Raw genomic sequence first — 23261 nt, forward strand, 5'->3', positions numbered from 1 at the left:
TTACATGCACGCCCGGTTGACTGCACCGCCCTTCAAGAATATAGTTGCCAAAAGCAAGCATCTGGAGGATTTAATGGATATGCAACAGCAGGCCGACGTTGTGCGTCAATTCAACCGCTACTACACCGTACATCTGGGCCTGCTGCGCGGGCGCTATCTGGACACCGATTATTCGCTCAGCGAAGGCCGCATCATGTACGAACTGTCGCTGAATCCCGGTTGCACCGCCAACCATCTGCGCACCAAGCTGGACCTGGACGCCGGCTACATGAGCCGCCTGCTGCGCTCCCTCGGCGAACGCGGCCTGGTCCACGGCGAGCGCTCGCCGCAGGACAAGCGCGCCACCCTGCTGAGCCTGACCGACGCCGGCCAGGCGGTCATTGCCGACATCAACCATCGCGCCTCGGCCGAAACGGTGCGCATGCTGGGACAGTTGGGCGAAACCCAGCGCGCGGAATTGCTGGACGCGATGCGCAAGGTGCAGCACATCCTGTCGACGCCGGCCACGCGCGTGATCCGCGCCACCGCAGACCAGCTCGACGACGCCCGCCACCTGCTGCATGAATACTTCGACGTCATCAACGTCGTGCTGCGCGACGACGACGACGCCATCCGCGCCTTCCTCAACGATGCCAGCTCGGCGATGTGGATCGCCTACGTTGACGGCGAAGCAGCCGCCTGCGTGGCCATGCGTCCGCTGCAGGAAGTGGCCGGCGCGACCGAGTGCAAGCGCCTGTACGTGGCCGACCGCTTCCGCCGGCGCGGCCTGGCCGAGGCGCTGATGCACGCACTGGAGAGCCATGCAGCGCAGGCCGGCTACGACGCCGTCTACCTCGACACCAAGGACGACCTGCACGCAGCGATCCGGCTGTACGAGCAGCTCGGCTACGAGCGCTGCGCACGCTACAACGACAACCCGCAAGCGACCATCTTCATGCGCAAGCGGATAAAGTGATGGCGCGGTGTCGTCTGTGAGAAAATCCCGGATTGGATTCCACTCGCGACAACAATGCCTATCATCGAACCTATCACCCTGACGCTGGCCGAACTGGCCAGCCGTTGGAACCAGACCACCCGTCAAGTGCTCGAACAAGGCCTGCCGATGTATTTCTACTTCGACGGCCTCGTGTTCGACTTCGGGGACAAATGGCACCGCGCCAATGGCGACGTTCAGGAACAGCAGGCTCTGGAAGCGCATCAAACGCGCGTGTCCACGGTCGACCTCGACCTGCAACGGCAAGCGCTGCACAAACGCGGCCTGCTGAAGCTGACGCAATGGGAAGACGCGCTCAGCGACGAAGACCTGCGCAACCTGCAAGCCGAGTCCGACCGTCTGCACAAGGAAGTCGAACGCCTAACGACGCTGTTGAAAGAGCGCAACGAAGAGCGCCAGCGCCACGTGCGCAACGGCCTGCTGCGCGCCGCCCCGCGCACCCTGCGCGACATCGCGCAGCACGGTCAAAGCAAGTTCCCGCAATTCGCCTTCATGCCGAACTCCCCCGCCGGCAACGAAAAGATCGCCGGCGGCGCCGTGGTGGCGCTGGAGGATGGCTTCCCGGTCAAGGCGCTGCTGACCGAGGCGGACCTGGTGATCGCGATGCTGGACGTGCGATCGGTGGAATCCGCAGACAAGGCCTGAGCAGGCCGCTCAACGTTTGCTGCGCGCCAGCCGCATGCGCCACAACTCATACCGCTCGTTGCCGGCCTTCACCGCGCCGGCGAAATGATTGTTGAGCTGGCTCGCAGTGACCACAAGATAGCCGTCGGGCGTGATGGCCGGGGTATCGGGCCAGGAGATCCCGTCGTCGGTTGCCAGCACAGCCATTGTCTGCTTGGCCGGATCGAAGCGCACAATGCCGTTGCGGGTGACATCGGTGATGTAGAGATTGCCTGCGTCATCGGTGACGATGCCATCGGTGTTGCCGCCCACATCGCCTATCGTCTTCACGGCCGCCGCCACCTTCTGCGCGCTCGCGGCTGCGGCGCGCAGCACATTGGTGTCAATCGAAAACGCGTGCGTGCCTGTGGTGACGGTCCAGTACAAGGTGCGCGCATCCGGCGACAGGGCGATGCCATTGATGCCCAGCGTTAGCGGATTGCCGGGCCACACCGTCTGGCCATGCGACATCACCTTCACGCCCGGCTCCGGCAACACCGACGGATAGCGGTGCAGCACGCGGCGGCTGGCGCCGGTGGCGAAGTCGGCCACGATAATCCCCGCCAGATTGCCGGGCGCGCTGCGTAGGCCGCTGTCGGAGATATAGGCGATCTTGCGTGCCTCGTCGACAGCGATGTCGTTGAGGAAGCTGCCCTTGCGGTCGGCCACGCCGTCGAGCGCGATGCGTTTTACAACGCGTCCGCTGCCTAACTCGTAGATCACGATCTTTTGACCGCCAGCCGGCGCCTCCGCCTCGCCGGCAACAAAGCCCATGTCGAGCGCCCACAGCCAGCCGTTGCGGCGGTCGATGTGAAAACCCAGGACGTTGCGCAGGCTGGTCTCGGGCGATGCCGCGACCGAGTTGCCCTCCTCCGACGGGAAGGCCGTCAGACGAGCCGGGCCGCCGTCGGACGCCGTGTCGAGGATGCTCAGCGTGGCGGGCGAGTCGGCGGCAATCAGCCGCGGCGTGCTGACGAACGCGCGTCCGCCGGCGTCGAAATGGATGCCGGCGATGGGGGCGTTCACCGAATTGTGGAACGGCTGCTGCGCGGCGGCGTCCGCGCCCCACGTCACGCCGCTGTAGCTGCGCCAGCGTTCGAGCTGCGCGCCGTCCGCGCTCCAGGCGGTTTGCGCCAAGGCGGCGGTCATCAGCATGGCGCTGACGGTGCGTTTGAGTATGCGGTAGGTAGTCATGGTGTCGTCCGTGAAATGGTTGGTGTGAGCACTATATTTGCCTCTCAACAGGAGATAAACTAGCCAAGTTGAAAATGATTAGTTCTCAAGAGGACCAAATGAGCCGAAATTTTGATTACCTGGGAGACGTCGAAGTGTTCCTGGCGGTGATGGAGCACGGCTCGTTCACGTCGGCGGCGGCCGCGTTATCGACCACCGCATCCGTCCTCAGCCGCGCAATTGGGCGGCTGGAAGCACGGCTCGGCCAGCAACTGATGCGGCGGACGACGCGCCGTATCGGGCTGACGGATGCCGGACAGCGCTACCTGGAACAGGCGCGCGGCGCCTTCGGCCTGCTGCGCGAGGCGGAGCAGGAAGCGCAGTCGCAAAGTGCGGCCTTGAGCGGACGGGTGCGCATCAGCGCGCCGACGACGTTCGGCCACTTTCGCCTGCCGGCCTTGCTCAAGCCCTTCCTGGCGCAAAACCCCGAGGTCCGGCTCGAGCTCAACATCACCAATCGCAACGTCGACCTGGTCGCGGAGGGATTCGACATGGCGATCCGCCTAGGCCATCTGCCAGACAGCGGGCTGGTCGCGCGCAAGCTGGAAGATGCCAGGCTGCGGCTGGTCGCAGCTCCGGATTATCTGAAGCGGGCGGGTGTTCCGCAAAATCTTGAGGAGTTAGCGCAGCATGTCTGCCTGCCTTTCGTGCTGCCGCGCACGGGCAAGCTGGGCGCCTGGTCGTTTCGCATCGACGGAGAGGATCTTGAATGGCAGCCCAGGTCGGTGCTGGAAGTATCGGACGATGTGCTTGGCACGGTGTCGATGGCCGAGCAGGGAATCGGCATCTGCCAGACCTACGACTTCATCGCGCGCGAGCGCCTGGCCAGCGGACGGCTGGTCGAACTGCTGCCCGAACTGAGCGGCCGGACGCGGCCGTTCTCGCTGGTGTATGCGCCGCACCGGCACCACTCGGCGGCGGTACGCGCGCTGATCAACGCCCTTGCCGGCGATGCCAGATAAGAAAAAGACCTGGATGCATCCAACTCTTTGATTTTTTGGTGGACCTCCCGTGAGCCGAACACGGCACCAACGGATTATGAGACATATGCTGCACAGAATACACAAATCAATGCTAACCAGCCGCACAAACATACATCGGAACCACCACTAGCAGATAAGACCAAACGCTGAAATTTAAAAAATAAGATATAAAAACTTCGTTAATTAGAACATCTAGAAGCTACAAGCCTAGCCCTATGAAATTCCTCACTATTCACCGGAACCTTATAAATTTTTCCAGAAGAAAACGGCGAATCAACAAACCTCAACGAAAATAAAAAATCTATAAAATAACCCAAATCCGCATTCACCAATTGCATCGCACCAGCAAGAGATTCCGGGTCAAAAATTGCATTCCCATTTTCAATAGGCATATTTTCCAAGAATTTAAAAAAATCTACCAACTTAGAATAATAATTGCTTTTTCGGAAAATTCTGTATCTCTGATCTAGTGCATCGGTATTGTCGACCGGGATACCAGAAAATCCATTCATTACCTCTTGAGTCGTCATTCCAGTGTCCGAAGCGAGCGTATGCAGCATATTCATCCGAATTCTTTCGTGCAAACTCCTCACAATGCCCTCATTAGAAACTCTCTGAGAAGTGGCATTAGAATACAATTCATCAATCTGCCCTTTTAATGCATCTATTTTCATATCGCGCGAACTGAATTCCGCTACTTGCTCACTTCGATTCATGGCCTTTCTGGCATCAAACCAGTGCAAAACTTCTCGCTCCAACCAAAAAAATGCTGCCTTAACAATCTGATGAGCTAATTGCAAAAAAGATAGCGCTGGAACCGCAAAGACCGCCCACAAAATTGGCGCATACGGATGGAATTCAATAAATTTATTTACGTAATTTAATTTCATCCTAAAAGGATCATCTGAAAGCAAAATTACGATAACTTGATAGTTATATCCAATCCACGAAAATATATATGCCAATATAAATGGAGATGCAAGTCTAAGCTTTAACATCTCTCCAAATGTCTCGACAGAAGCTTTAGCCCCTTCAGCTGAAACCATTACGACCCCAATTAATTATTTTTAAAGGATTGACAAAAGTAATTTTGACACATAAGCAGCAAGATGCCCAACTGAAAAATGCAACTCAAGAATCTATCAGTCTCCACTGAGCAACGAATAGTTGGCAATCTAACGCGAAATTAGCAACACAATGCCGAAGTATGGACGCCGCGCTAGGCATGATAGTTCCATACAAAGGCATTTCCTCATATAGCGCCGTCAGAAACAAATTACGCTCAACAGGCAAAAAATAGTTCTGCCCAGAAAATGTATAAGATGGGGAATTTCCATCAAATTTTTGTGCGTATTCGTTTAGGCTGATCTCTTGAAATACCATATCAAAAGATTCCACATTAAAACCGGCCACAAAAACTTTAACGGGAAGCTTATTAGCTCGGATCATCTTTATTATTCCAAACCGCATTGCAAGCGAAGAGTTCGCACCAAAAATAACTTCTTTAAACGCGCTTTTTGGAATATTAAAAAGATGAACACCTAAACCTTTAGCATCTGCAAATTCCGCAGGACCATCTTCTAAATTTCGTGTAATTCTAAACTCTTTTTCGCATTCCCAAACTTTAGACTTTTGACCGATTAGGTTATTAAATGACTTAACTAAACCGTCATTCACATATGGCATACGCTTATTATCATAGGAGACCTGTATAGGAGAAGATTCCTCTCCATTCAGATATGGCAGATGAAAAAACTCATGTTCATCGTCAAAGCCAATAACAAAACCCGTATGGGAGTTCGCGTAGTGTGCCCACATTAAAAGATTATTTTTCTCGGCGGTCAGTGAAAGAATCCCAATAGAACGATTTATTTTACGCATCACGTCGATTGATAGGCGTTCAGCCGACATTCTTCGGCGTACCCACTTCGACATCGATTTTTTTTCATTCTCAGCCAACAACAAATCTTGCTCAGTCAAATCACCCAATCTTGCTGCCACCAATTCATCCAATTCACTATTATTTTTATCTATAAAATCTTCAATCGAAAAAGCAGGTTTAATTATAGCCGTCGATTCGAATGGATCATTCAACGCCGCCACCTGACTAAAGCGTATCATGCCATTGGAAAATATTCCGGCACGTTCTGGAGGAAAAAATTTAAATAACATAAGTTGCCACCTAATTAATCGCTCTTTAGCATCCACATATATAAAAACAAAACTAAAGGTATTTCAAAGAAATCAAAATGCAATACGTTCAACAATCCTTTCTAGCAGTTACTAATGCGGGCAAGCGATGCGTTAAGCAGCCAAATGGCTAGCAGAAAAGTGCGCGTACCGTATCACCATTTGTCGACTTTCCCAACCGCCTAATTCTTGTAGCACATTCAGAAGCGTACCGTTCTGGACATGCCAACTTGCCCAAGTATGACGTAAATCGTGCCAACGAAAATCATCAATTCCCGCAAGCTTTAAGCTTTCTTGTTAATTTGCACTAAAAATTGACCCCACTTCTCCAGAATGCAACGGAACTTGGCCCACGTTAGTAGGACAATTCGACCTGTCGCATCAACAGGAGATCGGAGTGATCAACGTGGCTTTGTTAGGCACCATCTGACGCTGGCACTTTCGTGACCAGATCCCTTTACGAGAAATCGCGAGGCGACCGGGAATTTCACGCAATACCGTCCACCCCTATCAACGATCAGAAACGACTGCACCCTCCTATGCGGAGCGGCGTTCTACCAGTGGTTTAGACAAATACTCGATTCAATTATCAGGCTGGCTCAAGGCCCGAGGCAGGCAAGCCACGTAAGCAGCGACGCAACTTGAAACAGATCCATGAGGATCTTAAAGAGCTGGGTTATGAAGGGTCATATGACCGCGTGGCGGAGTTTGCCAGGCAGTGGAAGGCGGGTCAATCGGAGTGGGGCAATTCCGCGAGCAAACGAACAGTGAAGGCCAAACAAATTGGGCAAAAACTGGACAAAGCCTTATCGGAAGAAATAAACAAGGGTTAGCGCAATAGCTAACCCTTTGTTTTTTATAGCGAATTTGGTGGGCCTCCCGTGAGTCGAACACGGCACCAACGGATTATGAGACACATGCTCTACGACCGATGGATGTTTCACACCAAATGGAGACGAAAAGCACAATCCGGCAAAAAACATATACACTCAGCCAAAATCTCAATCAATTTTCACAGAAACAGTTTCCCGCAAAATCGGTGTTATTGCAGGATTACGCGCATCAATTTCAGCGCTATTTAAATGCTCACGCGGTGGCGACTCAATCTGAGCTAAACAACCTCCAGAGATCTGCACTACTGTACCGTTATGAGTACCGGAGCAAATGGTGACATGGGGCTTACCTAAAGGTTTCCAAGCCCACCCAGCCACGGTTGCCCCCTCTATACGATCACCATGTTGTACGAACGATGTAATAAAATGAACAATTGAAGCAGGATCGCTATAAGCTTCCTCAATTTTTGCTTCACCCCGCATTCCAAGACGAAATCGAAATTGCATTCTCTTTGTCTTAGGACACCTCAATGGCGGCGGAGTTCCCCATTTTCTGGTCTGGAGACGAAGCTTTTCGCCTTCAACGGAACTACCGGTGCTAGAAGAAAATGCCATCTTTTAATTAAGTACCCGATATAAGATTTGACCAATTAAAAGAAAACTGCGTCTGAGGAGGCAACGTTTTCTGGAGATTCAATGCTTTTTCTACAGACTCAGTATCCACCTCTAAATACTCTGCCATTTCACTATCGCTAAGCTTAAAGTCTAAAAGCCGATTCAATCTTCCGACAATATCAACCAAACTTTCAGGTGAAACACTCCTTGCCTCAGAGACATACGCATTAGCCTCCTCTTCAAACTCTTTGTCGTCAAGAGCTCCAATCAAATAAGCACTATACACAGACTGGTAATTTATATATTTTCTTTGCCAGTTTGCAACCACCTTAAGCGCCTCAACGTCACAGTGCGACTGAAAAGCAGCAGATCCGAATGCAGAAACCAATTCCGTAGTTTGATAAGAATTAATTGATACATATTTAGTCGCAGTATCAATCACGACACGATGAACAGTATCACTTCTGAACGGTGGAATAGTCAAACTATGAGGAACAATAGTTGCAGCACCAGCATAAGGCTTCCCAGAAAAAATGAGCGGCGTGAGAGTAGTCGTCTTCACCGATACCAAATCATCCATTTCATTCCCCTTTAGGCAATTCCATTCCAATTATGGAAGAGAATTTCTTATCCACGAAATCATCGAAAGCACTCAATAACTGCGAAGGCATTTCCTCAGAGCCCTTCTTTTCGGCAATAGGCATATTATTTACATCGATTTTAACTGTTAATCCATTCTCAATCACTGGAAGAGAATTCAAATTCACATCAGGGATGGGAGAAGTCATTTTGAAACTCACCTCAAATTTCCTTGTCTCATACGGACTAACGGAAAAATTCAAGAAAAGGTCTTCAACTTTATAACCCAAATTAATTTGAAAGGAGCCAACTTCCCCGAGCTTCTCGGTCTTAATAAAACGTTCGTGTAAAATCTGCAGTTCCGACTTAATATCCATCATTTGCCGAGGGAAATTCACCTCAACAACAAGTCCGTTCAGTGCATATTCCGAAAAATCACGGAAAACATAACATCTGCGACAAAACTCTAAAACATTTTTTCGCAACGCCGCCAGTTGTGCAGAAAAGGAAAGCCCAGACCCATGAAAACCCAACTGAAGCTGGCAGGCAGCTTGCGATATAGCAATAGATTTTTTCTCCGACTGAAAGATCAACCGGGCTTGATTCGGATCGGCGCTATCCGGCACGTTAGTTTGCTGCGATTGTCCATTGACGAACCCAGCAAATGCAGCCTCAGCTTGCGCTTGCTCAAATCGAACTTTGAGCGCTGGATTACGGAAGTTCAAGATGTAGACCGCGCTACCGATGTAAGGCTTTTCAGCAATGTTCATAGTTGATTAGTCAATTTTCCTACTGTGTCATACTTCATGATAGCAGAGTAGATATGTACAACCTAGAACTTCCACAACCCCAGTGACAGCATTAGTTGACGTTGTCAATGCATTAAATATACTCTGGAAGAATCAGCGAAGGCAACTTGGTCACGTAAGCCGCCAAGTGTTGCGCTGAAAAATGAGCATATCTCCGAACCATCTGCGGGCTTTCCCATCCGCCCAACTCCTGAAGAACGTTCAACGGAGTTCCGTTCTGTACATGCCAACTTGCCCACGTATGCCGTAAATCATGCCAGCGGAAATCATCGATACCAGCACGCTTTAGAGCCTTTTTCCATGCAGCCGTGCTGACCTTGGCAATGGTTTCCCCCTTGAAAGCGAAAACATGAGTAGGGTGTCGACCAGCCTGTACAGACAACACACGCATAGCATCTTGATTGAGAGGCACTGCTATAGCGCGACGAGTCTTTGACTGATCAGGATGTACCCATGCCATACAGCGCGACAAATCAATTTGCGACCACTCCAACCCCGTAACATTTGATTTCCGAAGCCCGGTAGCGAGAGAAAAAGCCGCCATTTCGGCAAGGTGAGACGGCAGCTGCTCCAACAATCGCTGAGCCTGTAGCGGCGTAAGATAGCGCACACGGCGCGTAGGCTCTTTTAACAAACGCACCCGAGGAACCTCCCCCATCCACTCCCAGTCATAAGCGGCCCGACGAAGAATAGCTCGCAATAGCGCTAACATTCGATTCACTGTGCCGTTTGCAACGCCGGATTTCACCTTTCTCAGAGTGATGGCATCGACCACGCTACGATCTATGTCGGTCAGAGGCACACCGGCCAACAGTGGAGCAAGCCAACGAAGAATACATCGATCAGACTGAATTGATGCCTTATCCGACTTTTCAAGAACCCAGCGCGCCACTGCATCGTCCCAAGTTTTCGCGATACCTGTGTCCACGGACAAAGCTAACTGCATCGAATCGTTAATGCCCATCTAGATGCCTCGCAACATTTCCTCACGGGAAATAATACATCAATAGTGACAAGTTTTTAAAATGGGCAATACTCCGGATCAACCAAGCCGGGCGCAGTAGCCAGATAAACAATCCCAAGCGCGTTGTTACACCAAGTGTCTAGGTTTTCCACGCAATGCCCCTCAATCAGCCTAAAAGCCTCATGGACAGCAGCCAGCATGCATGTGCACCCCGGAAGACGCCATGACTGGACATCAGGCACCACAAGCCCCCTTGAGCGGAAATAACGCTTTTGATTCAGTTCACGGCAAGCCATTTCCTTGCCGCAGTATTTGGCGATATATGCGGCGAGCCGATGAGCACCCTTGACTCCAAAACCGAATGAATGAGGATCGCGCACATTGACCTGACCCATTTGCTGGCCATCGGCACCACGGCCCAGCACGCTTTGCCAGATTGACCGCAGCAGCGCATACATTTGTCGCCCAGTCACCGCGATATGAAAATGCAATGCGCCACGCTGTTGCTCTTCGATAACGGCGACGTAATGGAATTGCTTGTGCTTGCCAAGCTTGCGGCAAAACGCCTTGAAATGCTTCAGCGCAGTCTCACGATCCATCATATTTTCCCTATACGTGAGTGTCACCATCCGATCAGCAGAAATAGCCTTGCAGCAGTCACGAACTTTTTGCTTGGCACGACGCCCCGCCAATTCTTCGCTGGCCTCACGGTTTTCAGACTCGCCACGCTTGGCACGCACACGAGTCATCGCAGGTCCCACAAAACTTTTATCCTTCGTGACGGTAACGACGCATTGACCATCAGGAAAGACGCGCCTACGGGCCGTATAGTTGTCCTGAAACGTACCCTTTGTGCCATCGTCATTCCACCAAACAGGTTTCGTGTAATCAGGATCAGCGCCAACATGACCAACAACAATTGACTGGGAAGCGTTTTCGATATCTAATTCGTTCATTGGTATTCCTGTGATAGCAGGTTTATCAAGGGCCTCGCTCAGTTGCTGCTGATCGGGGCCTTTTTTTGTGCTTTAAAAATCCTTCATTTCCCTATGACACCGACTGTGTTTTATATGTCTGTGTTCTTAAGTGTTCTCAATACAAGTTTAGGCGGCGCTTCGCGCCGCCCTCGCTAGCTGCGCAACGCATCGGGCGGCACGAGCTTGCAAGCTCAGCGACAAGAACGCCGTCAACATACGACCTACGCGCTCCCGCTTGTTTGCGAACCAATTTGCCTTGCAAATCGGCCCGCCATTTATCCCTACCGCTTCCTCAACAGCCGATCACGCAACAACCGATCAACTAAGCTATCTTGGGTCTCTCCCTTAAACTGAAGAAACGTGTGCATAGCGTCGAACACCTCACGAGACACCACAACCGTCAACACCTCTTTCCCGCCGTCCCTGAGCCTCTGTCGTTGAAGCTGCTTGCGTTCGGCGGCAGACAACGGAGCAACATCACCAGCAGGTCGACCACGACGCCGCGGCAAATCCCCGATCATGTCCAACGTACGGTTATCCTCTACTTGCTTCATGCCCACCTCAATTAGCGTGACAAGTCACAGTAATTCCTATGCAGATCACATGCCGACAGGCGACTTGCGCGGAGGGTCAGACGGCGGATTGCCAAACACCGCTACCTGCGCAGCCTCCGATTTCGGAGAACCATCGGCCACCTGCTGCCCTCCCCGGCCTTCCAAAACGCGCACAGACTCCGCAGTACGTTCTGTCGATCGACGATCTCTATCCGCATCAAACTCTTGAAAGAAGCCATTGCGGGCGAACTCAATGCACATGCTGTACTTCACATCGAGCGCCGTTCCCTGCTGAGAAAAACAGCGGCACTTGTCCGACACCTGAATACATGCCGCCGGGACAGGCACGCGAGTGGGCTTCGTGAGTTCGTCATATTTGGGAGCAGTCTGTACAAGGCCCTCAATACGCGGAGTATTCATCTGCACGTAGTGCCTCATATCTTCTTTGGGATCAAACTCCGCCGGACGCACACCCACAGATTTCGACTGAGTCGCAACGGGAGATTGAGCAGCGACAGCATCAGCAGGCGGCAATTGAGGTTTTTGATTTTTACCTATCGTCAGCTTATAGACCAAGAAGGCACAAGCCACCAAGATCACAGGCGTCAACAACAGCAACTTGGCGCGCATCGGAATGCTACGTTTCATCGTATGCTCGTCAGCAGACTTATAGAGCTTGTATATGCTCTTATCAAATGCCCACTTCGTTTTTTCCGAATCGTTACGCGACGACGGCTTATCGCAGTTGTCTTTCACTGAGTCCCACTTGTGGACCGTAGACACTTCCATACCCCACACGCGAACCATGTGACGATGCCGTCCGGCGAGTCGCCTAATCGCAGGGTCAATCAGCGATGGATGCTGTGTAATGAAAAAAAGATCGATACCCAAATGACGATGCGTCTCTAAATCGGTAACATGCTTCGGCGGCTGAGACCCAAGCGACCGGTTACGAAAAATTCGCTGCGCCTCATCAATGAGGACAATCGATTTCGGCGGAACATCCATCCACTTTGTCGGATCAATTTCCTGCCAATCCAACTTCAACTCAGGAATGCCAGAGTAGAACACCGGCCGATTTTCACGCAATGCCAAATCTCGAACGAGACCAATAGTGAAAAGGGTTTTCGCATTACCCGGCAACCCAGTTATGAGGTCAATCACGCTGCACCTCCACCACCTGATTTTTTAGTCACGAGCTTGGTCAACGAGGTTCCACCAGCAAGCTTCACAACAAGCGCAGCAGAGTATGCAGAGAAGATCACCCCGATAGCTTTATCTACCCAGCACCACGCCAAGAACGACACCACGTCTGCGGGCAACGCAGCCATATTCCCCTTGATCTGATCCAGCAACCAGTTGATGCTCAAATCAAACCCGCTATAGGTCACATAAGACATACCCAACGCGATCAACACACGACCTACCATCGAACCAGCGATAGTCAAAAGCCCACCAAGCAAAGCAGTCAATAACGGCATGGCCTACTCCCGAATGACAGCACCGGACAGCAACTTAAACGACACCATCAAAGCGACGATCATGATTGCGTACCGGAGCACGATAAGAGCGCTACAAGCGCGAGAAAATGGAATCACGACCTCACGGCCTTGAATAGTGAAGGACTTATCCGCAAAGCACTGGCCGCCACCGAGCCAACCCGACTGATCGAGGGTCTTTGGCACATTGACCTCAGTACCATTTTCAGGCGTCGGCAAATCATCGCTCTTCGGGTCTTGCCCATCTAGAACCTGCTTACCGAGCTTCCCGATACCCGACTCATTCGCGGCCTGCGCATCCTGAATATCACGACAGTTCTGCTCCGCGACCTGGCGAAGCATGGCGCATTGGATAGCGTCACCATCACAATAGACAGCCGCACCACAAGAGACAGTCGCCGAAGAATTTTTGCAAATATTAAGAGACGGATTGCGCTGACAAAGATCACCGCTTCCACCAGATCCGCTGCCAGGATTTGTACCCGTACCGGGGTCAGTTGTTCCGCCACCGGGATTAGTCGTGCCACCGCCCGGATTCGTTGTTCCGCCACCGGGATTCGTTGTGCCACCACCGGGATTCGTTGTGCCTCCACCCGGATTAGTTCCAGTACCCGGATCGGTAGTTCCACCGCCCGGATTGGCGCCGCCGTTATATGGCGTAGGGTCTTGAGTAGGCTGGCCGGTCTCACCGCCATCCTCCCCTGTTTCCTCTGTGGTGGCACTGCAATAAATACGCTTCACGCCGACAGCAACCTCAGAATCACCGGACTTCGCATAGCATTGCGTTTCCTGCTTAATACGGACCATACAACCATGCTGCGACCACGGAGCCGGATCGGAAAGCACCTGAGAAATCTGGTGAGTAGTCGGATTGCCATAACCAGCAAGAACTTCAACAGTATCGCTGGCCGTACCTTGTGTACACTCGCCCGTAATCGTGAGCCTCACATTGCTAGACCCGTAGTCTTTGGTCTTGAAAGTAAACGACCCACCACCCGGCACTTTCATAGCCTCACTAATGCCGGAGCAAGATGCACCATCAGACATATAGGACGGTAAACCGTTCTTCAGCACGTCACAAGACTGCGGCTCAAAGACGTTACCGTATGCGACGAGTTGCCCATCGCCATAATAAAAAATAGTCCTTTTGGCATGGGCAAAATCAGAAGCCATCACAAGAACTATGACGACAAAAAAATAACAGAAGCGATTAATCATGGAACAAAATCCACCAAGCGCCGCAGACCGCGACCAGAAAAATAATGCCCATAACGCCCTCCACAATTCGTAAAAAAAAAGGGGCCGAAGCCCCGCCCTACAAAGGCCGCTCAGCTGATTACAGCGCCGAACGAATGTACTTCAGCGCCCGGATCGACACCAGAACGACCAGCACCGCAGTACCCACCACACCAGCAGCCGTACCAGCATCGGTAATGGCAGCGGTCAGCGCAGTCGTATCGGTTGCGGCACTCGCAGCACCAGCGACAACAGCGCCACCAACAGCCAGCAAGCCACGTTTCAGAAACTTATTCATCTTGATTCCTTTCAGAGATAGACAACGATTTAATGATTTGCTTGATACCCCAGACACCGGCCCACAAAAGGGCAACGTAGCCCGAGATAACTTGCGCATCAGCGATACTCAAACTACCCAGCTCATTCCAAGCCGGATAGGTAGGAGTAGGAGAAGTCCCAGCAGACAGCGTATGAAAAATCTGGTCATATTCTGCGCTCGTCAGCAGGACAAAATCACACGCAGTCGAGTTGTTCTGCGTTCCGCTCTTCGCAAGAACAAGACCGCCGGAAACACCGTTAATCTTGGGAGCAGGCCCAGTTAGAGCGGCTTCGAATGCGCAAACAGGCATGACTAACTACCCGCTTTCGCAGCCACACCAGCCGAAGCCACAGACGCCGGCGGCACAGTTACAGCGGCAGCAGATGCCGGCGCAGCACTAGGAGAACGACTGGCAGGGGCTGCAGTGCGAGCAGCCGATTGCTGCAACGTCATATCCGCGACACGGCCACCAATGCGCTTGTCCTGACTGATAGCGATTTCAAACTCAACGGCATACATGCCCGGCACGATGTCCTTAAAACGCTCAGGCACAAGCAGCTCACCGACGAGAAGACTGACCAGACCCGTATCACGATCAGCCTTATGCACAATGCACTCGGCAAATAGCATCGAATAATCCTTCAACGTCTTTTTGGAAAAACCCGAGCGCGGCAAAACGCCCAAAATCTCGACCATCACCTTTCGGACAGGCGCACCAGCTGCAGCGGCATCCCACGGCTTAATATCAGCAACCTCGGAAACGATGCGGCCATTGGTAGCAACAGCAGCATCGAACTCAACGCGATAAACGCCCTTAGGCAAATCCTTGTACCGAACAGGCAACGATAAAACACCAATGCGCGGTTGCACTTCGCCGGTCTCCGGGTCTGGATCACGCACCACACATTGCGCGTTACGAATGTCGTAATCGTTACCCGTCTTACGCGAAGTGCCAGCAACCTGTACAACGTGAATAATTTCGATCTTGGCTTGCATAGCTATACCTTTCAGAATGAGCCCTCTAGGGCATTTCAAAACGCCATCAGGCGCGGTTATAAATCCAATAAATGCTTATTTGCTTTGTCAGACAAAACGGTCATCACACGACGTGCAGCGCTCAGCGCTGGATACCAAATCGACGGATCGGCATCAATGCGAACACGCCCTTCCAGACAAGCTATCTCGACCAGCAACGCCGACTTGAGCACGCGAACCTCAGCAGCGTTTAAAACCAGCGACAAAGACCACTCAGACATGCGACACCAGCACAGCGCGATAAACACAGAGCTTCGAAAAACGATTCAGCTCACTGACCAAATCGGCAGCACCTTCAGCCGAATAGAAATCTGAAAACTGCAGGCTATCCGCCCAATCGACCTCCCTCACCAGACGCACTTGCAGCCGGTAGCGATCACCGGGAATAGAGCAGTTCTGATGGGCGCTGACGGTGACGGACATAATTTCCTCGTTCTGAATTAGCGTGACTTGTCACGTAAACCTGTACCCAATGGGTACATGCTGTGATATCGTTTACTTCGTCCAATCGGACAAAAGTATTTGTCCAAACGGACAACTTGAAGGCGATGATAATGTCCGAACGGACAAATTGCTATTTGGAAAAAACTATGGAATACGCAGAATTGATAGAAAAGGCCCTAAAGGGCCGCAAAGTGTTGCCACTTTCGAAGGAATGGGGAGTTGCAGCAAAAACGCTCGACCGTTACATCAACGGTGAGCGCATGCCTGACTTCTATACAACCGTAAAAATCATCGAAGATTCCGGCGTACCAGCCGATGAGGCTGTGAGGATCATAGCTGCCCAGGAGCAGCTACGGAAAGATGGTGGGCCTCCCGTGAGTCGAACACGGCACCAACGGATTATGAGTCCGCTGCTCTAACCAAGCATGAGCTAGAGGCCCAGAAGTCTTGCTTTGCGCTGGGAGCCTTGCCGGCCCCTCCTACGCGCTGTCGTTTTTAAAACGAACTCGCGAGGATAAGGGCTAGCGCGGCCACTAGTCAAGTCTTAGTTGCCTTCCAAGAAGCTTTTCAGCTTGTCCGAACGCGATGGGTGGCGCAGCTTGCGCAGTGCCTTGGCTTCGATCTGGCGGATACGCTCGCGCGTCACGTCGAACTGCTTGCCCACCTCTTCCAGCGTGTGGTCGGTCGACATTTCGATACCGAAACGCATCCGCAGCACCTTGGCTTCGCGCGGGGTCAGCGAGTCCAGCACATCCTTGACCACGCCGCGCATCGAGGCGTGCAGCGCGGCATCCGACGGCGCCAGGGTGTTGTTGTCCTCGATGAAGTCGCCCAGGTGCGAATCGTCGTCGTCGCCGATCGGCGTCTCCATCGAAATCGGTTCCTTGGCGATCTTCATGATCTTGCGGATCTTGTCCTCGGGCATCTCCATCTTGATGGCCAGCGTCGCCGGGTCCGGCTCGGCGCCGGTTTCCTGCAGAATCTGGCGGGAAATCCGGTTCATCTTGTTGATGGTTTCGATCATGTGCACCGGGATACGGATGGTGCGCGCCTGGTCGGCGATCGAACGGGTGATGGCCTGGCGGATCCACCACGTCGCATACGTCGAGAACTTGTAGCCGCGGCGGTATTCGAACTTGTCCACCGCCTTCATCAGGCCGATATTGCCTTCCTGGATCAGGTCGAGGAATTGCAGGCCACGGTTGGTGTATTTCTTGGCGATCGAGATCACCAGGCGCAAGTTGGCCTCGGTCATCTCGCGCTTGGCCTTGCGCGCCTTCATTTCACCGGCCGCCATCTGGCGGTTGATGTTGCGCAGGTCCGGCAGCGGCAGCACCACGCGCGCTTGCAGGTCGATCAACCGCTGCTGCAGTTCCTTGATGGTCGGGATGTTGCGGCCCAGGATGGCGCTGTACGCGTGCCCTGCGGCCACTTCGCCATCAACCCATTCCAGATTGGTTTCGTTGCCAGGGAAGACTTTGATGAAGTGGGCGCGCGGCATGCCGCACTTGTTCACGGCCACGTCCAGGATCTGCTTCTCGATGTGGCGCACCTCATCGACCTGACCGCGCAGGGTGTCGCACAGCTTCTCCACCACCTTGGCGGTGAAGCGGATGCCCAGCAGCTCGAACGAGATCGCTTCCTGCGCCTTGACGTAGGCCTTGGAGTTGTAGCCTTCCTTCTCGAAGGCGCGGCGCATCTTGTCGAATTGCAGGGAGATGACGTCGAATTTTTCCAGCGCGGCGTTTTTCAACGCTTCCAGCTGTTCGGCCGAGAAACCGGCGGCGCCCGAGGCGCTCGCTTCTTCCTCTTCCTCTTCTTCCTCTTCTTCCTCTTCCTCTTCTTCCTCGTCCTCTTCGGCTGGGGCTGGCGGCGCTACCGGCGCGGCCACTTCCTCGTTCTCGTCGACCAGGCCGTCAACGATTTCGTCGATCTTGATTTCATCGGCGCGGATGCGGTCGGAGGCGGCGATGATCTCGGCGATCGTCACCGGGCAGGCGGAAATGGCTTGGATCATGTCCTTGAGGCCGTCTTCGATGCGCTTGGCGATCTCGATTTCGCCTTCGCGGGTCAGCAGTTCGACCGAGCCCATCTCGCGCATGTACATGCGCACCGGGTCGGTGGTGCGGCCGAAATCGGAGTCGACCGTCGACAGCGCCGCTTCGGCGGCCGCTTCGGCTTCGTCGTCGCTGGTGACGGTGGCGACGTTGTCGGACAGCAGCAGGGTCTCGGCGTCCGGCGCGTGCTCGTAGACGGCGATGCCCATGTCGTTGAAGGTGCCGATAATGCCTTCGATCGCTTCAGGATCGACGATATTTTCCGGCAAGTGGTCGTTGATCTCGGCGTACGTGAGGAAGCCACGTTCCTTGCCGAACTTGATCAGGGTCTTGAGTTTCTGGCGGCGGCGTTCGAGTTCTTCCTCGGTGGCTTCCGTGTCCGACGAGAAAGCGTCCTTCAGCAGCGCCTTTTCCTTGGCCTTGCGGTCCTTGGCCTTGGCCTTGTCGACCGCCTTCAGTTCGGCGCGCTCGACCGCGTTCAGCGCGGCGACTTCGTCGTTTTCAGGCTGAAATTCCTTCGGCTTGCGGCCGCGCCGGCCCGGCACTTTGACCGATGGCAGCACGTAGCCCGAAGTATCGATGGCAGCAAGCGTGGCCGCGTCGGTGGTCTGGCTGACCGCCGGCGGGTTGCTGGCGACACGCGTTTCCGATTTGTCCGCCGTTTTAGCGGATTTTGCGGTCACTTTGCTCGGCTTTGCAGCCGCTTTGGATTCAGGTTTCTTGATTGGCACAGGCGCTTTCGATTACACAACGACTTGCTTATTTAGGATAAAGTTTCTTGCGGCCCTCACGGGCCTACGTCTTCGAACATGCCGACTGCACAAGTCCGACAATACTACGACTTACTTACACCTGGTCGGGCCGATCGACCTCAACAGAATTCCACCTCTCTTGGCGGAAATTCTACTGCATCGGACACGCGCGTGGGGGCGAGAAACCATGACCGGGTTGGATCAACCCAAGCTGGCCCCGGCCGCCGACACCCGTCATCCCATGTCGATCAAGAGCCTAACTGACTGAAAACAAACACACTCTGAACTGAAAAACGATGCCAAAACATACAACACTTAGCGTTTTATTATAGCACGTCACTTTTCATTTTCCAGAGGGCAGAACCCCACTTCGGCCCCTGCAAGCATGACAGAAACATTACTATACAAAACGATCTGCAACATTAACGGTTCGCCAACTCCGCCTGGGCTTCGCGCAGCAATTGATCCTGCTGGGCGGTCAGCTCCCGGTAGCGTACGCCGATCTCGTCGGACGACAACCCTGCCGCGAACAACTGACTCAATTCCTGCTTCAGCGCGTCGTTCTTCACCTGGCGGATCGCGCCGCGCAGGAACAGGCGCACCGCGTCGTAATCCGATTCCGGCTCCTTGACGATCTCGCCAATGATGCCGTCGTACTCGTCGCCCTGCGACTTCAGGTGCTGGGCGAAGGCGGCGAAACTGCCGTTCGGACCCAGCGCCTGGGCCGACGCCACCAGCTGCGCCAGCCGTTCAGCCGGCTCGGCGCCGAAGTAATTGAACGCCGCCAACGCGGAGGCGTCGATATCCAGCGCCAGCGGCGGATGCGCCACCAGCAGCCGTACGATCTGCAACTCCAGCCCGACCGGCACCGGCCGTCCGGTGCGGGGCGGCGCCTGGCGCGCCACGGCCACCGGCTTGGCCAGCTCGAACAGTACCTCGATCTCGGACGGCGTGGTCTGCGTCAGCTGCGCCAGGCCGCGCACGATCTGAAGGCGCAGCGCCGTCGGCGTCATCGATTGCAACATCGGCTTGGCGTCGAACTGGGCGCGCGCGCGGCCTTCCGGACTCTGCAAATCATGCTCGCCAACCGCTTCCTTGACCAGGAACTGCGACAGCGGCATGGCCTCGTGAATCTCCTGCTCGAACGCTTCCTTGCCGTGGGCGCGGACGTAGCTGTCCGGATCGTGCTCGGTGGGCAGGAACAGGAACTTGATGGTCTTGTTGTCCGTCACGTGCGGCAGACAGGCTTCCAGCGCGCGCCGCGCGGCGCGGCGGCCGGCCTTGTCGCCGTCGAAACTGAAGATCACCGTGTCGGTTTGACGCAACAATTTCTGTACATGATGGGTGGTGCAGGCGGTGCCCAGCGTTGCCACGGCTTGCGGGAAACCCATCTGCGCCAATGCCACCACGTCCATATATCCCTCCGTCACCAGCACATAGCCCGCATCGCGGATCGCCTGGCGCGCTTCGAACAAGCCATACAGTTCGAATCCCTTTGAAAATAAAGGCGTTTCGGGAGAATTCAAGTACTTCGGTTCGCCGTGGTCCAGCACCCGGCCGCCAAAGGCGATGACCTGGCCTTTGGTGTTTTTAATCGGAAACATCACGCGCTCGCGGAAGCGGTCGTAGCGTTTGCGGTTGCCGCCGTCCTCGTCCACCTTGTCGATCACCAGGCCGGCCTCGGCCAGCGCCACCGCCTCGTAGTCGGGGAAGATGGAGCGCAGGTTGTCCCAGCCGGCCGGCGCGTAGCCCAGGCCGAATCGGGCGGCGATTTCGCCGGTCAGGCCGCGGTTCTTCAGGTAGGCGATGGCGTCGGTGGCGCCGCGCAATTGTGCACGGTAGAAATCGCTGGCGCGCGTCATCGCCTCGGTCAGGGCCAGGCTCTGCGCGGCCATTTGCGCGCGCTGGGCCGGCGGTATCTTGTCGTCCTGCTCGGGCACCACCATGCCGACATTTTGAGCCAGCTCTTTGACGGCATCGACAAAGCCCATGCCGGAATATTCGATCAGGAAACCGATCGAGGTGCCGTGGGCGCCGCAGCCGAAGCAGTGGTAAAACTGCTTGGTCGGGCTGACCGTGAAACTGGGCGATTTTTCATTGTGAAACGGGCACAGGCCCATGAAATTCGCGCCGCCTTTTTTCAGCTGCACGTAACGTCCGACCACGTCGACGATGTCGACCCGGTTCAGCAAATCGGAAATAAAGGATTGTGGGATCACAGGGCTATACGGTCTTGTTATGGATCAGACTATACCGCCGCGCCGATCCGGTTTTGACGCGGATCAAGCGACGGCGGCGGGAACAACAGGCCTCAGGCCGGAGCCAGCGCCTTCTTGACCAGCGCGGACACCACAGTCATGTCGGCACGGCCAGCCAGCTTGGGCTTGACGATGGCCATGACCTTGCCCATGTCCTGCGGACCGGCGGCGCCCGAGGCGGCCACGGCGGCGGCCACTTCGGCGGCAATTTCCTCGTCGGACAGGCCGGCTGGCATGTAGGCGGTCAGCACCACCAGTTCGGCTTTTTCGATATCGGCCAGGTCGGCGCGGCCGCCGGCTTCGAACTGGGTGATCGAATCCTTGCGCTGCTTGATCATTTTTTCCACAATGGCCACGGTCTGGTCGTCGTTGACTTCGATGCGCTCGTCCACTTCCTTGCGCTTGATTTCCGCCAGGATCAGGCGGATGGTCGCCAGGCGACCGGCTTCCTTGGCGCGCATGGCGGTTTTCATGTCTTCGGTGATTTGTTCTCTCAAGCCCATGGCGTTTCTTTCAGAAAATTGTAGGAGTAAAAATGCGAAAACCCGCCGCGGCGAACCGGGGCGGGTATTCTCTAGATGCAACAGGATACAACCCGAGGCGTGAGCGCCATACTGCCGGGTTGAATCTGCAAGAGCAGTCTTAGAAGAGTTTTTTCGGCAGTTGCTGGCTGCGGATGCGCTTGTAGTGACGCTTCACTGCAGCTGCCAGCTTGCGCTTACGCTCAGCCGTTGGCTTTTCGTAGAACTCGCGTGCGCGCAATTCGGTCAGCAGACCGGTTTTTTCGATGGTGCGTTTGAAGCGACGCATTGCGACTTCGAACGGCTCGTTTTCTTTAAGGCGAATAGTGGTCATGTAAAAATTCAAACCGTTTGAGGTTATAGGGAGAAAGAGACTATAGCAGCTTTTGCGAGAAAATGGAAGACGCCTGGCCATCTGAACGGCCAACCGTAAGGCTTTCACTGCAAAAACAACGCGGCGTATGGTGCAATCTTTCTACAACTTCAACGATTGCGGGACGCCACTAACTTCCAAGGATCGCCAGTATATCAGACCGCCTGCCCCGCCGCCACACCTGAAGCCCAGGCCCACTGGAAGTTGTAGCCGCCCAGCCACCCGGTGACGTCCACCGCCTCGCCGATGAAGTACAGGCCCGGCACTTTATTGGCCATCATGCTCTGCTGCGACAGCTCGCGGGTGTCGACGCCGCCGCGCGTGACTTCGGCCTTTTTGTAGCCTTCGGAACCGTTGGGCGTGATGGTCCACTGGTTGATGGCCGCGCCCAGCTTGCGCAGCTGCGCGTCGGGCAGGTCGGCCAGGCGCGCGTCCGGCGCCAGGCCGTGCGCCAGCAGCAAGCCTTCCGCCAGGCGCGCCGGCAGCCATTGCGACAGCACATTGCCCAGCTGTTTCTTGATCGTGCCCTTGCCTTCGATCAGCGTGGCCGCCAGGTCCAGCTCGGGAATCAGGTTGATGACGATGGGCGTGCCGGGCGTCCAGTACGAGGAAATCTGCAGGATCGCCGGGCCGGACAGGCCGCGGTGGGTGAACAGCAAATCTTCGCGGAAGCGTCCGCCGGTCGGGTTGCGGCCCTTGAAGGAGCCGGTTTCCACATCCACCTCCAGCGCGATGCCGGCCATTTCCACGAACGGCGCCCACTGCTGCGGGTCGAAGGTCAGCGGCACCAGCGCCGGGCGCGGCTCCACCATGCGCAGGCCGAACTGCTCGGCGATGCGGTAGCCGAAGTCGGTGGCGCCGATCTTGGCGATCGACAGGCCGCCGGTGGCGATCACCACGCTGTCGGCCTCGATGTCGCCGCTATCGGTTTGCAAGACGAAGCCGCCCTCGTCCGCCCGCGCCAGGCTGGTGACCTTGCACGGCATGCGCCAGTGCACGTCGCCGGCCGAGCATTCGTCCTTGAGCATGTCGATGATCTGTTCGGCGGAGTCGTCGCAGAACAGCTGGCCGCGATGTTTCTCGTGGTAGCCGATGCGGTGCTTCTTCACCAGCGCGACGAAGTCGGCGGGGGTGTAGCGCGACAGCGCGCTCTTGCAGAAGTGCGGATTCTCGGACAGAAAGTTGGCCGGGCCGGCGTTGATGTTGGTGAAGTTGCAGCGGCCGCCGCCGGAGATGCGGATTTTCTCGGCCAGCTTGGTGGCGTGGTCGATCAGCACCACGCGCTTGCCGCGCTGGGCCGCCGTGGCCGCACACATCATGCCGGCCGCGCCCGCGCCGATTACCGCTACATCAAACTTTGCCATATCAAATCC

General features: G+C 54.8%; 26 protein-coding genes, 1 tRNA gene and 1 pseudogene. 4 read left to right on the plus strand and 24 right to left on the minus strand.

Translation table 11 applies throughout. The features are described 5' to 3' along the window. The first annotated feature begins 73 nt into the window (after positions 1 to 73). On the plus strand, positions 74 to 955 hold the full coding sequence (locus ACUJB0_RS14785; RefSeq protein ID WP_444845888.1) for a bifunctional helix-turn-helix transcriptional regulator/GNAT family N-acetyltransferase: 882 nt from the start codon (positions 74 to 76) through the stop codon (positions 953 to 955). Between the two features lie 54 nt (positions 956 to 1009). Next, positions 1010 to 1639: a hypothetical protein gene (locus ACUJB0_RS14790; protein WP_444845889.1), complete on the plus strand. Its 630-nt coding sequence runs from the start codon at positions 1010 to 1012 to the stop codon at positions 1637 to 1639. A 9-nt stretch (positions 1640 to 1648) separates the two neighbouring features. On the opposite strand, the gene ACUJB0_RS14795 is transcribed toward ACUJB0_RS14790, so the two are convergent. Then, a complete protein-coding gene (locus ACUJB0_RS14795) occupies positions 1649 to 2851 on the minus strand; it encodes an L-dopachrome tautomerase-related protein (RefSeq protein ID WP_444845890.1) in 1203 nt (400 codons plus the stop codon). 98 nt (positions 2852 to 2949) lie between these two features. On the opposite strand from ACUJB0_RS14795, the gene ACUJB0_RS14800 reads away from it, so the two are divergent. Further along, the gene (locus ACUJB0_RS14800) at positions 2950 to 3852 is read left to right on the plus strand and encodes a LysR family transcriptional regulator (protein ID WP_444845891.1); all 903 of its coding nucleotides are present in this window, start codon (positions 2950 to 2952) and stop codon (positions 3850 to 3852) included. Positions 3853 to 4052: 200 nt separating this feature from the next. Here the strand turns inward: ACUJB0_RS14800 and ACUJB0_RS14805 are convergent, their stop codons facing one another. The 3 genes and pseudogenes from ACUJB0_RS14805 to ACUJB0_RS14815 form a co-directional block, all read right to left on the minus strand. Next, complete coding sequence (locus tag ACUJB0_RS14805; RefSeq protein WP_444845892.1) at positions 4053 to 4919, minus strand: hypothetical protein; 867 nt, start codon at positions 4917 to 4919, stop codon at positions 4053 to 4055. A gap of 85 nt (positions 4920 to 5004) precedes the next feature. Continuing rightward, positions 5005 to 6045 (minus strand): DUF2971 domain-containing protein, encoded by a 1041-nt coding sequence (locus tag ACUJB0_RS14810; protein ID WP_444845893.1) that lies wholly within the window; start codon positions 6043 to 6045, stop codon positions 5005 to 5007. A gap of 132 nt (positions 6046 to 6177) precedes the next feature. After that, positions 6178 to 6357 (minus strand): annotated as a pseudogene (locus ACUJB0_RS14815) (tyrosine-type recombinase/integrase); the annotation flags it as partial. Between the two features lie 347 nt (positions 6358 to 6704). On the opposite strand from ACUJB0_RS14815, the gene ACUJB0_RS14820 reads away from it, so the two are divergent. Further along, positions 6705 to 6896: a hypothetical protein gene (locus ACUJB0_RS14820; protein WP_444845894.1), complete on the plus strand. Its 192-nt coding sequence runs from the start codon at positions 6705 to 6707 to the stop codon at positions 6894 to 6896. A gap of 168 nt (positions 6897 to 7064) precedes the next feature. On the opposite strand, the gene ACUJB0_RS14825 is transcribed toward ACUJB0_RS14820, so the two are convergent. The 20 genes from ACUJB0_RS14825 to ACUJB0_RS14920 all read right to left on the minus strand — a co-directional run bounded on the left by ACUJB0_RS14825 (position 7065) and on the right by ACUJB0_RS14920 (position 23252). After that, on the minus strand, positions 7065 to 7403 hold the full coding sequence (locus tag ACUJB0_RS14825) for a hypothetical protein (protein ID WP_444845895.1): 339 nt from the start codon (positions 7401 to 7403) through the stop codon (positions 7065 to 7067). Between the two features lie 115 nt (positions 7404 to 7518). Next, positions 7519 to 8091, minus strand: coding sequence for a hypothetical protein (locus ACUJB0_RS14830; protein WP_444845896.1), 573 nt, complete (start codon positions 8089 to 8091; stop codon positions 7519 to 7521). A 1-nt stretch (position 8092) separates the two neighbouring features. Further along, on the minus strand, positions 8093 to 8860 hold the full coding sequence (locus tag ACUJB0_RS14835; RefSeq protein WP_444845897.1) for a hypothetical protein: 768 nt from the start codon (positions 8858 to 8860) through the stop codon (positions 8093 to 8095). Positions 8861 to 8972: 112 nt separating this feature from the next. Further along, positions 8973 to 9863: a tyrosine-type recombinase/integrase gene (locus ACUJB0_RS14840; RefSeq protein WP_444845898.1), complete on the minus strand. Its 891-nt coding sequence runs from the start codon at positions 9861 to 9863 to the stop codon at positions 8973 to 8975. Between the two features lie 56 nt (positions 9864 to 9919). Next, positions 9920 to 10819, minus strand: coding sequence for a rolling circle replication-associated protein (locus tag ACUJB0_RS14845; protein ID WP_444845899.1), 900 nt, complete (start codon positions 10817 to 10819; stop codon positions 9920 to 9922). 302 nt (positions 10820 to 11121) lie between these two features. Continuing rightward, positions 11122 to 11394 (minus strand): RepB family protein, encoded by a 273-nt coding sequence (locus ACUJB0_RS14850; RefSeq protein ID WP_444845900.1) that lies wholly within the window; start codon positions 11392 to 11394, stop codon positions 11122 to 11124. Positions 11395 to 11439: 45 nt separating this feature from the next. Beyond that, complete coding sequence (locus ACUJB0_RS14855; protein ID WP_444845901.1) at positions 11440 to 12558, minus strand: zonular occludens toxin domain-containing protein; 1119 nt, start codon at positions 12556 to 12558, stop codon at positions 11440 to 11442. Next, positions 12555 to 12875 carry a DUF2523 family protein gene (locus ACUJB0_RS14860; protein WP_444845902.1) on the minus strand — a complete coding sequence of 107 codons (321 nt, stop codon included), beginning with the start codon at positions 12873 to 12875 and terminating at the stop codon, positions 12555 to 12557. The genes ACUJB0_RS14855 and ACUJB0_RS14860 overlap by 4 nt, the downstream gene beginning before the upstream one ends. A 3-nt stretch (positions 12876 to 12878) precedes the next feature. Further along, positions 12879 to 14111: a virulence factor TspB C-terminal domain-related protein gene (locus ACUJB0_RS14865; RefSeq protein ID WP_444845903.1), complete on the minus strand. Its 1233-nt coding sequence runs from the start codon at positions 14109 to 14111 to the stop codon at positions 12879 to 12881. Between the two features lie 118 nt (positions 14112 to 14229). Then, positions 14230 to 14427, minus strand: a complete 198-nt coding sequence (locus ACUJB0_RS14870; protein ID WP_444845904.1) for a major capsid protein — start codon at positions 14425 to 14427, stop codon at positions 14230 to 14232. Further along, entirely contained in the window at positions 14420 to 14758 is a 339-nt protein-coding gene (locus ACUJB0_RS14875; protein WP_444845905.1) for a hypothetical protein, read from the minus strand. The genes ACUJB0_RS14870 and ACUJB0_RS14875 overlap by 8 nt, the downstream gene beginning before the upstream one ends. Positions 14759 to 14760: 2 nt before the next feature. Then, positions 14761 to 15444: a hypothetical protein gene (locus ACUJB0_RS14880; RefSeq protein WP_444845906.1), complete on the minus strand. Its 684-nt coding sequence runs from the start codon at positions 15442 to 15444 to the stop codon at positions 14761 to 14763. Positions 15445 to 15500: 56 nt separating this feature from the next. After that, positions 15501 to 15704, minus strand: a complete 204-nt coding sequence (locus ACUJB0_RS14885) for a hypothetical protein (RefSeq protein ID WP_444845907.1) — start codon at positions 15702 to 15704, stop codon at positions 15501 to 15503. Then, positions 15697 to 15906: a hypothetical protein gene (locus ACUJB0_RS14890; protein ID WP_444845908.1), complete on the minus strand. Its 210-nt coding sequence runs from the start codon at positions 15904 to 15906 to the stop codon at positions 15697 to 15699. Before ACUJB0_RS14890 ends, ACUJB0_RS14885 begins: the two co-directional genes overlap by 8 nt. 382 nt (positions 15907 to 16288) lie before the next feature. After that, positions 16289 to 16367 (minus strand) — tRNA-Ile (locus ACUJB0_RS14895). Between the two features lie 104 nt (positions 16368 to 16471). Beyond that, positions 16472 to 18715, minus strand: coding sequence for an RNA polymerase sigma factor RpoD (gene rpoD, locus ACUJB0_RS14900; RefSeq protein ID WP_444845909.1), 2244 nt, complete (start codon positions 18713 to 18715; stop codon positions 16472 to 16474). A gap of 443 nt (positions 18716 to 19158) precedes the next feature. Beyond that, positions 19159 to 20955 (minus strand): DNA primase, encoded by a 1797-nt coding sequence (dnaG, locus tag ACUJB0_RS14905; RefSeq protein WP_161085722.1) that lies wholly within the window; start codon positions 20953 to 20955, stop codon positions 19159 to 19161. Positions 20956 to 21047: 92 nt separating this feature from the next. Then, positions 21048 to 21497, minus strand: coding sequence for a GatB/YqeY domain-containing protein (locus ACUJB0_RS14910; RefSeq protein WP_161092076.1), 450 nt, complete (start codon positions 21495 to 21497; stop codon positions 21048 to 21050). Between the two features lie 139 nt (positions 21498 to 21636). Then, entirely contained in the window at positions 21637 to 21849 is a 213-nt protein-coding gene (gene rpsU / locus ACUJB0_RS14915; RefSeq protein ID WP_008451879.1) for a 30S ribosomal protein S21, read from the minus strand. A 194-nt stretch (positions 21850 to 22043) separates the two neighbouring features. Beyond that, positions 22044 to 23252 (minus strand): BaiN/RdsA family NAD(P)/FAD-dependent oxidoreductase, encoded by a 1209-nt coding sequence (locus ACUJB0_RS14920; RefSeq protein WP_444845910.1) that lies wholly within the window; start codon positions 23250 to 23252, stop codon positions 22044 to 22046. Positions 23253 to 23261: the final 9 nt, after the last annotated feature.

The sequence above is a fragment of the Duganella caerulea genome, assembly GCF_040362985.1.
Taxonomy (GTDB): domain Bacteria; phylum Pseudomonadota; class Gammaproteobacteria; order Burkholderiales; family Burkholderiaceae_D; genus Rugamonas; species Rugamonas vulcania.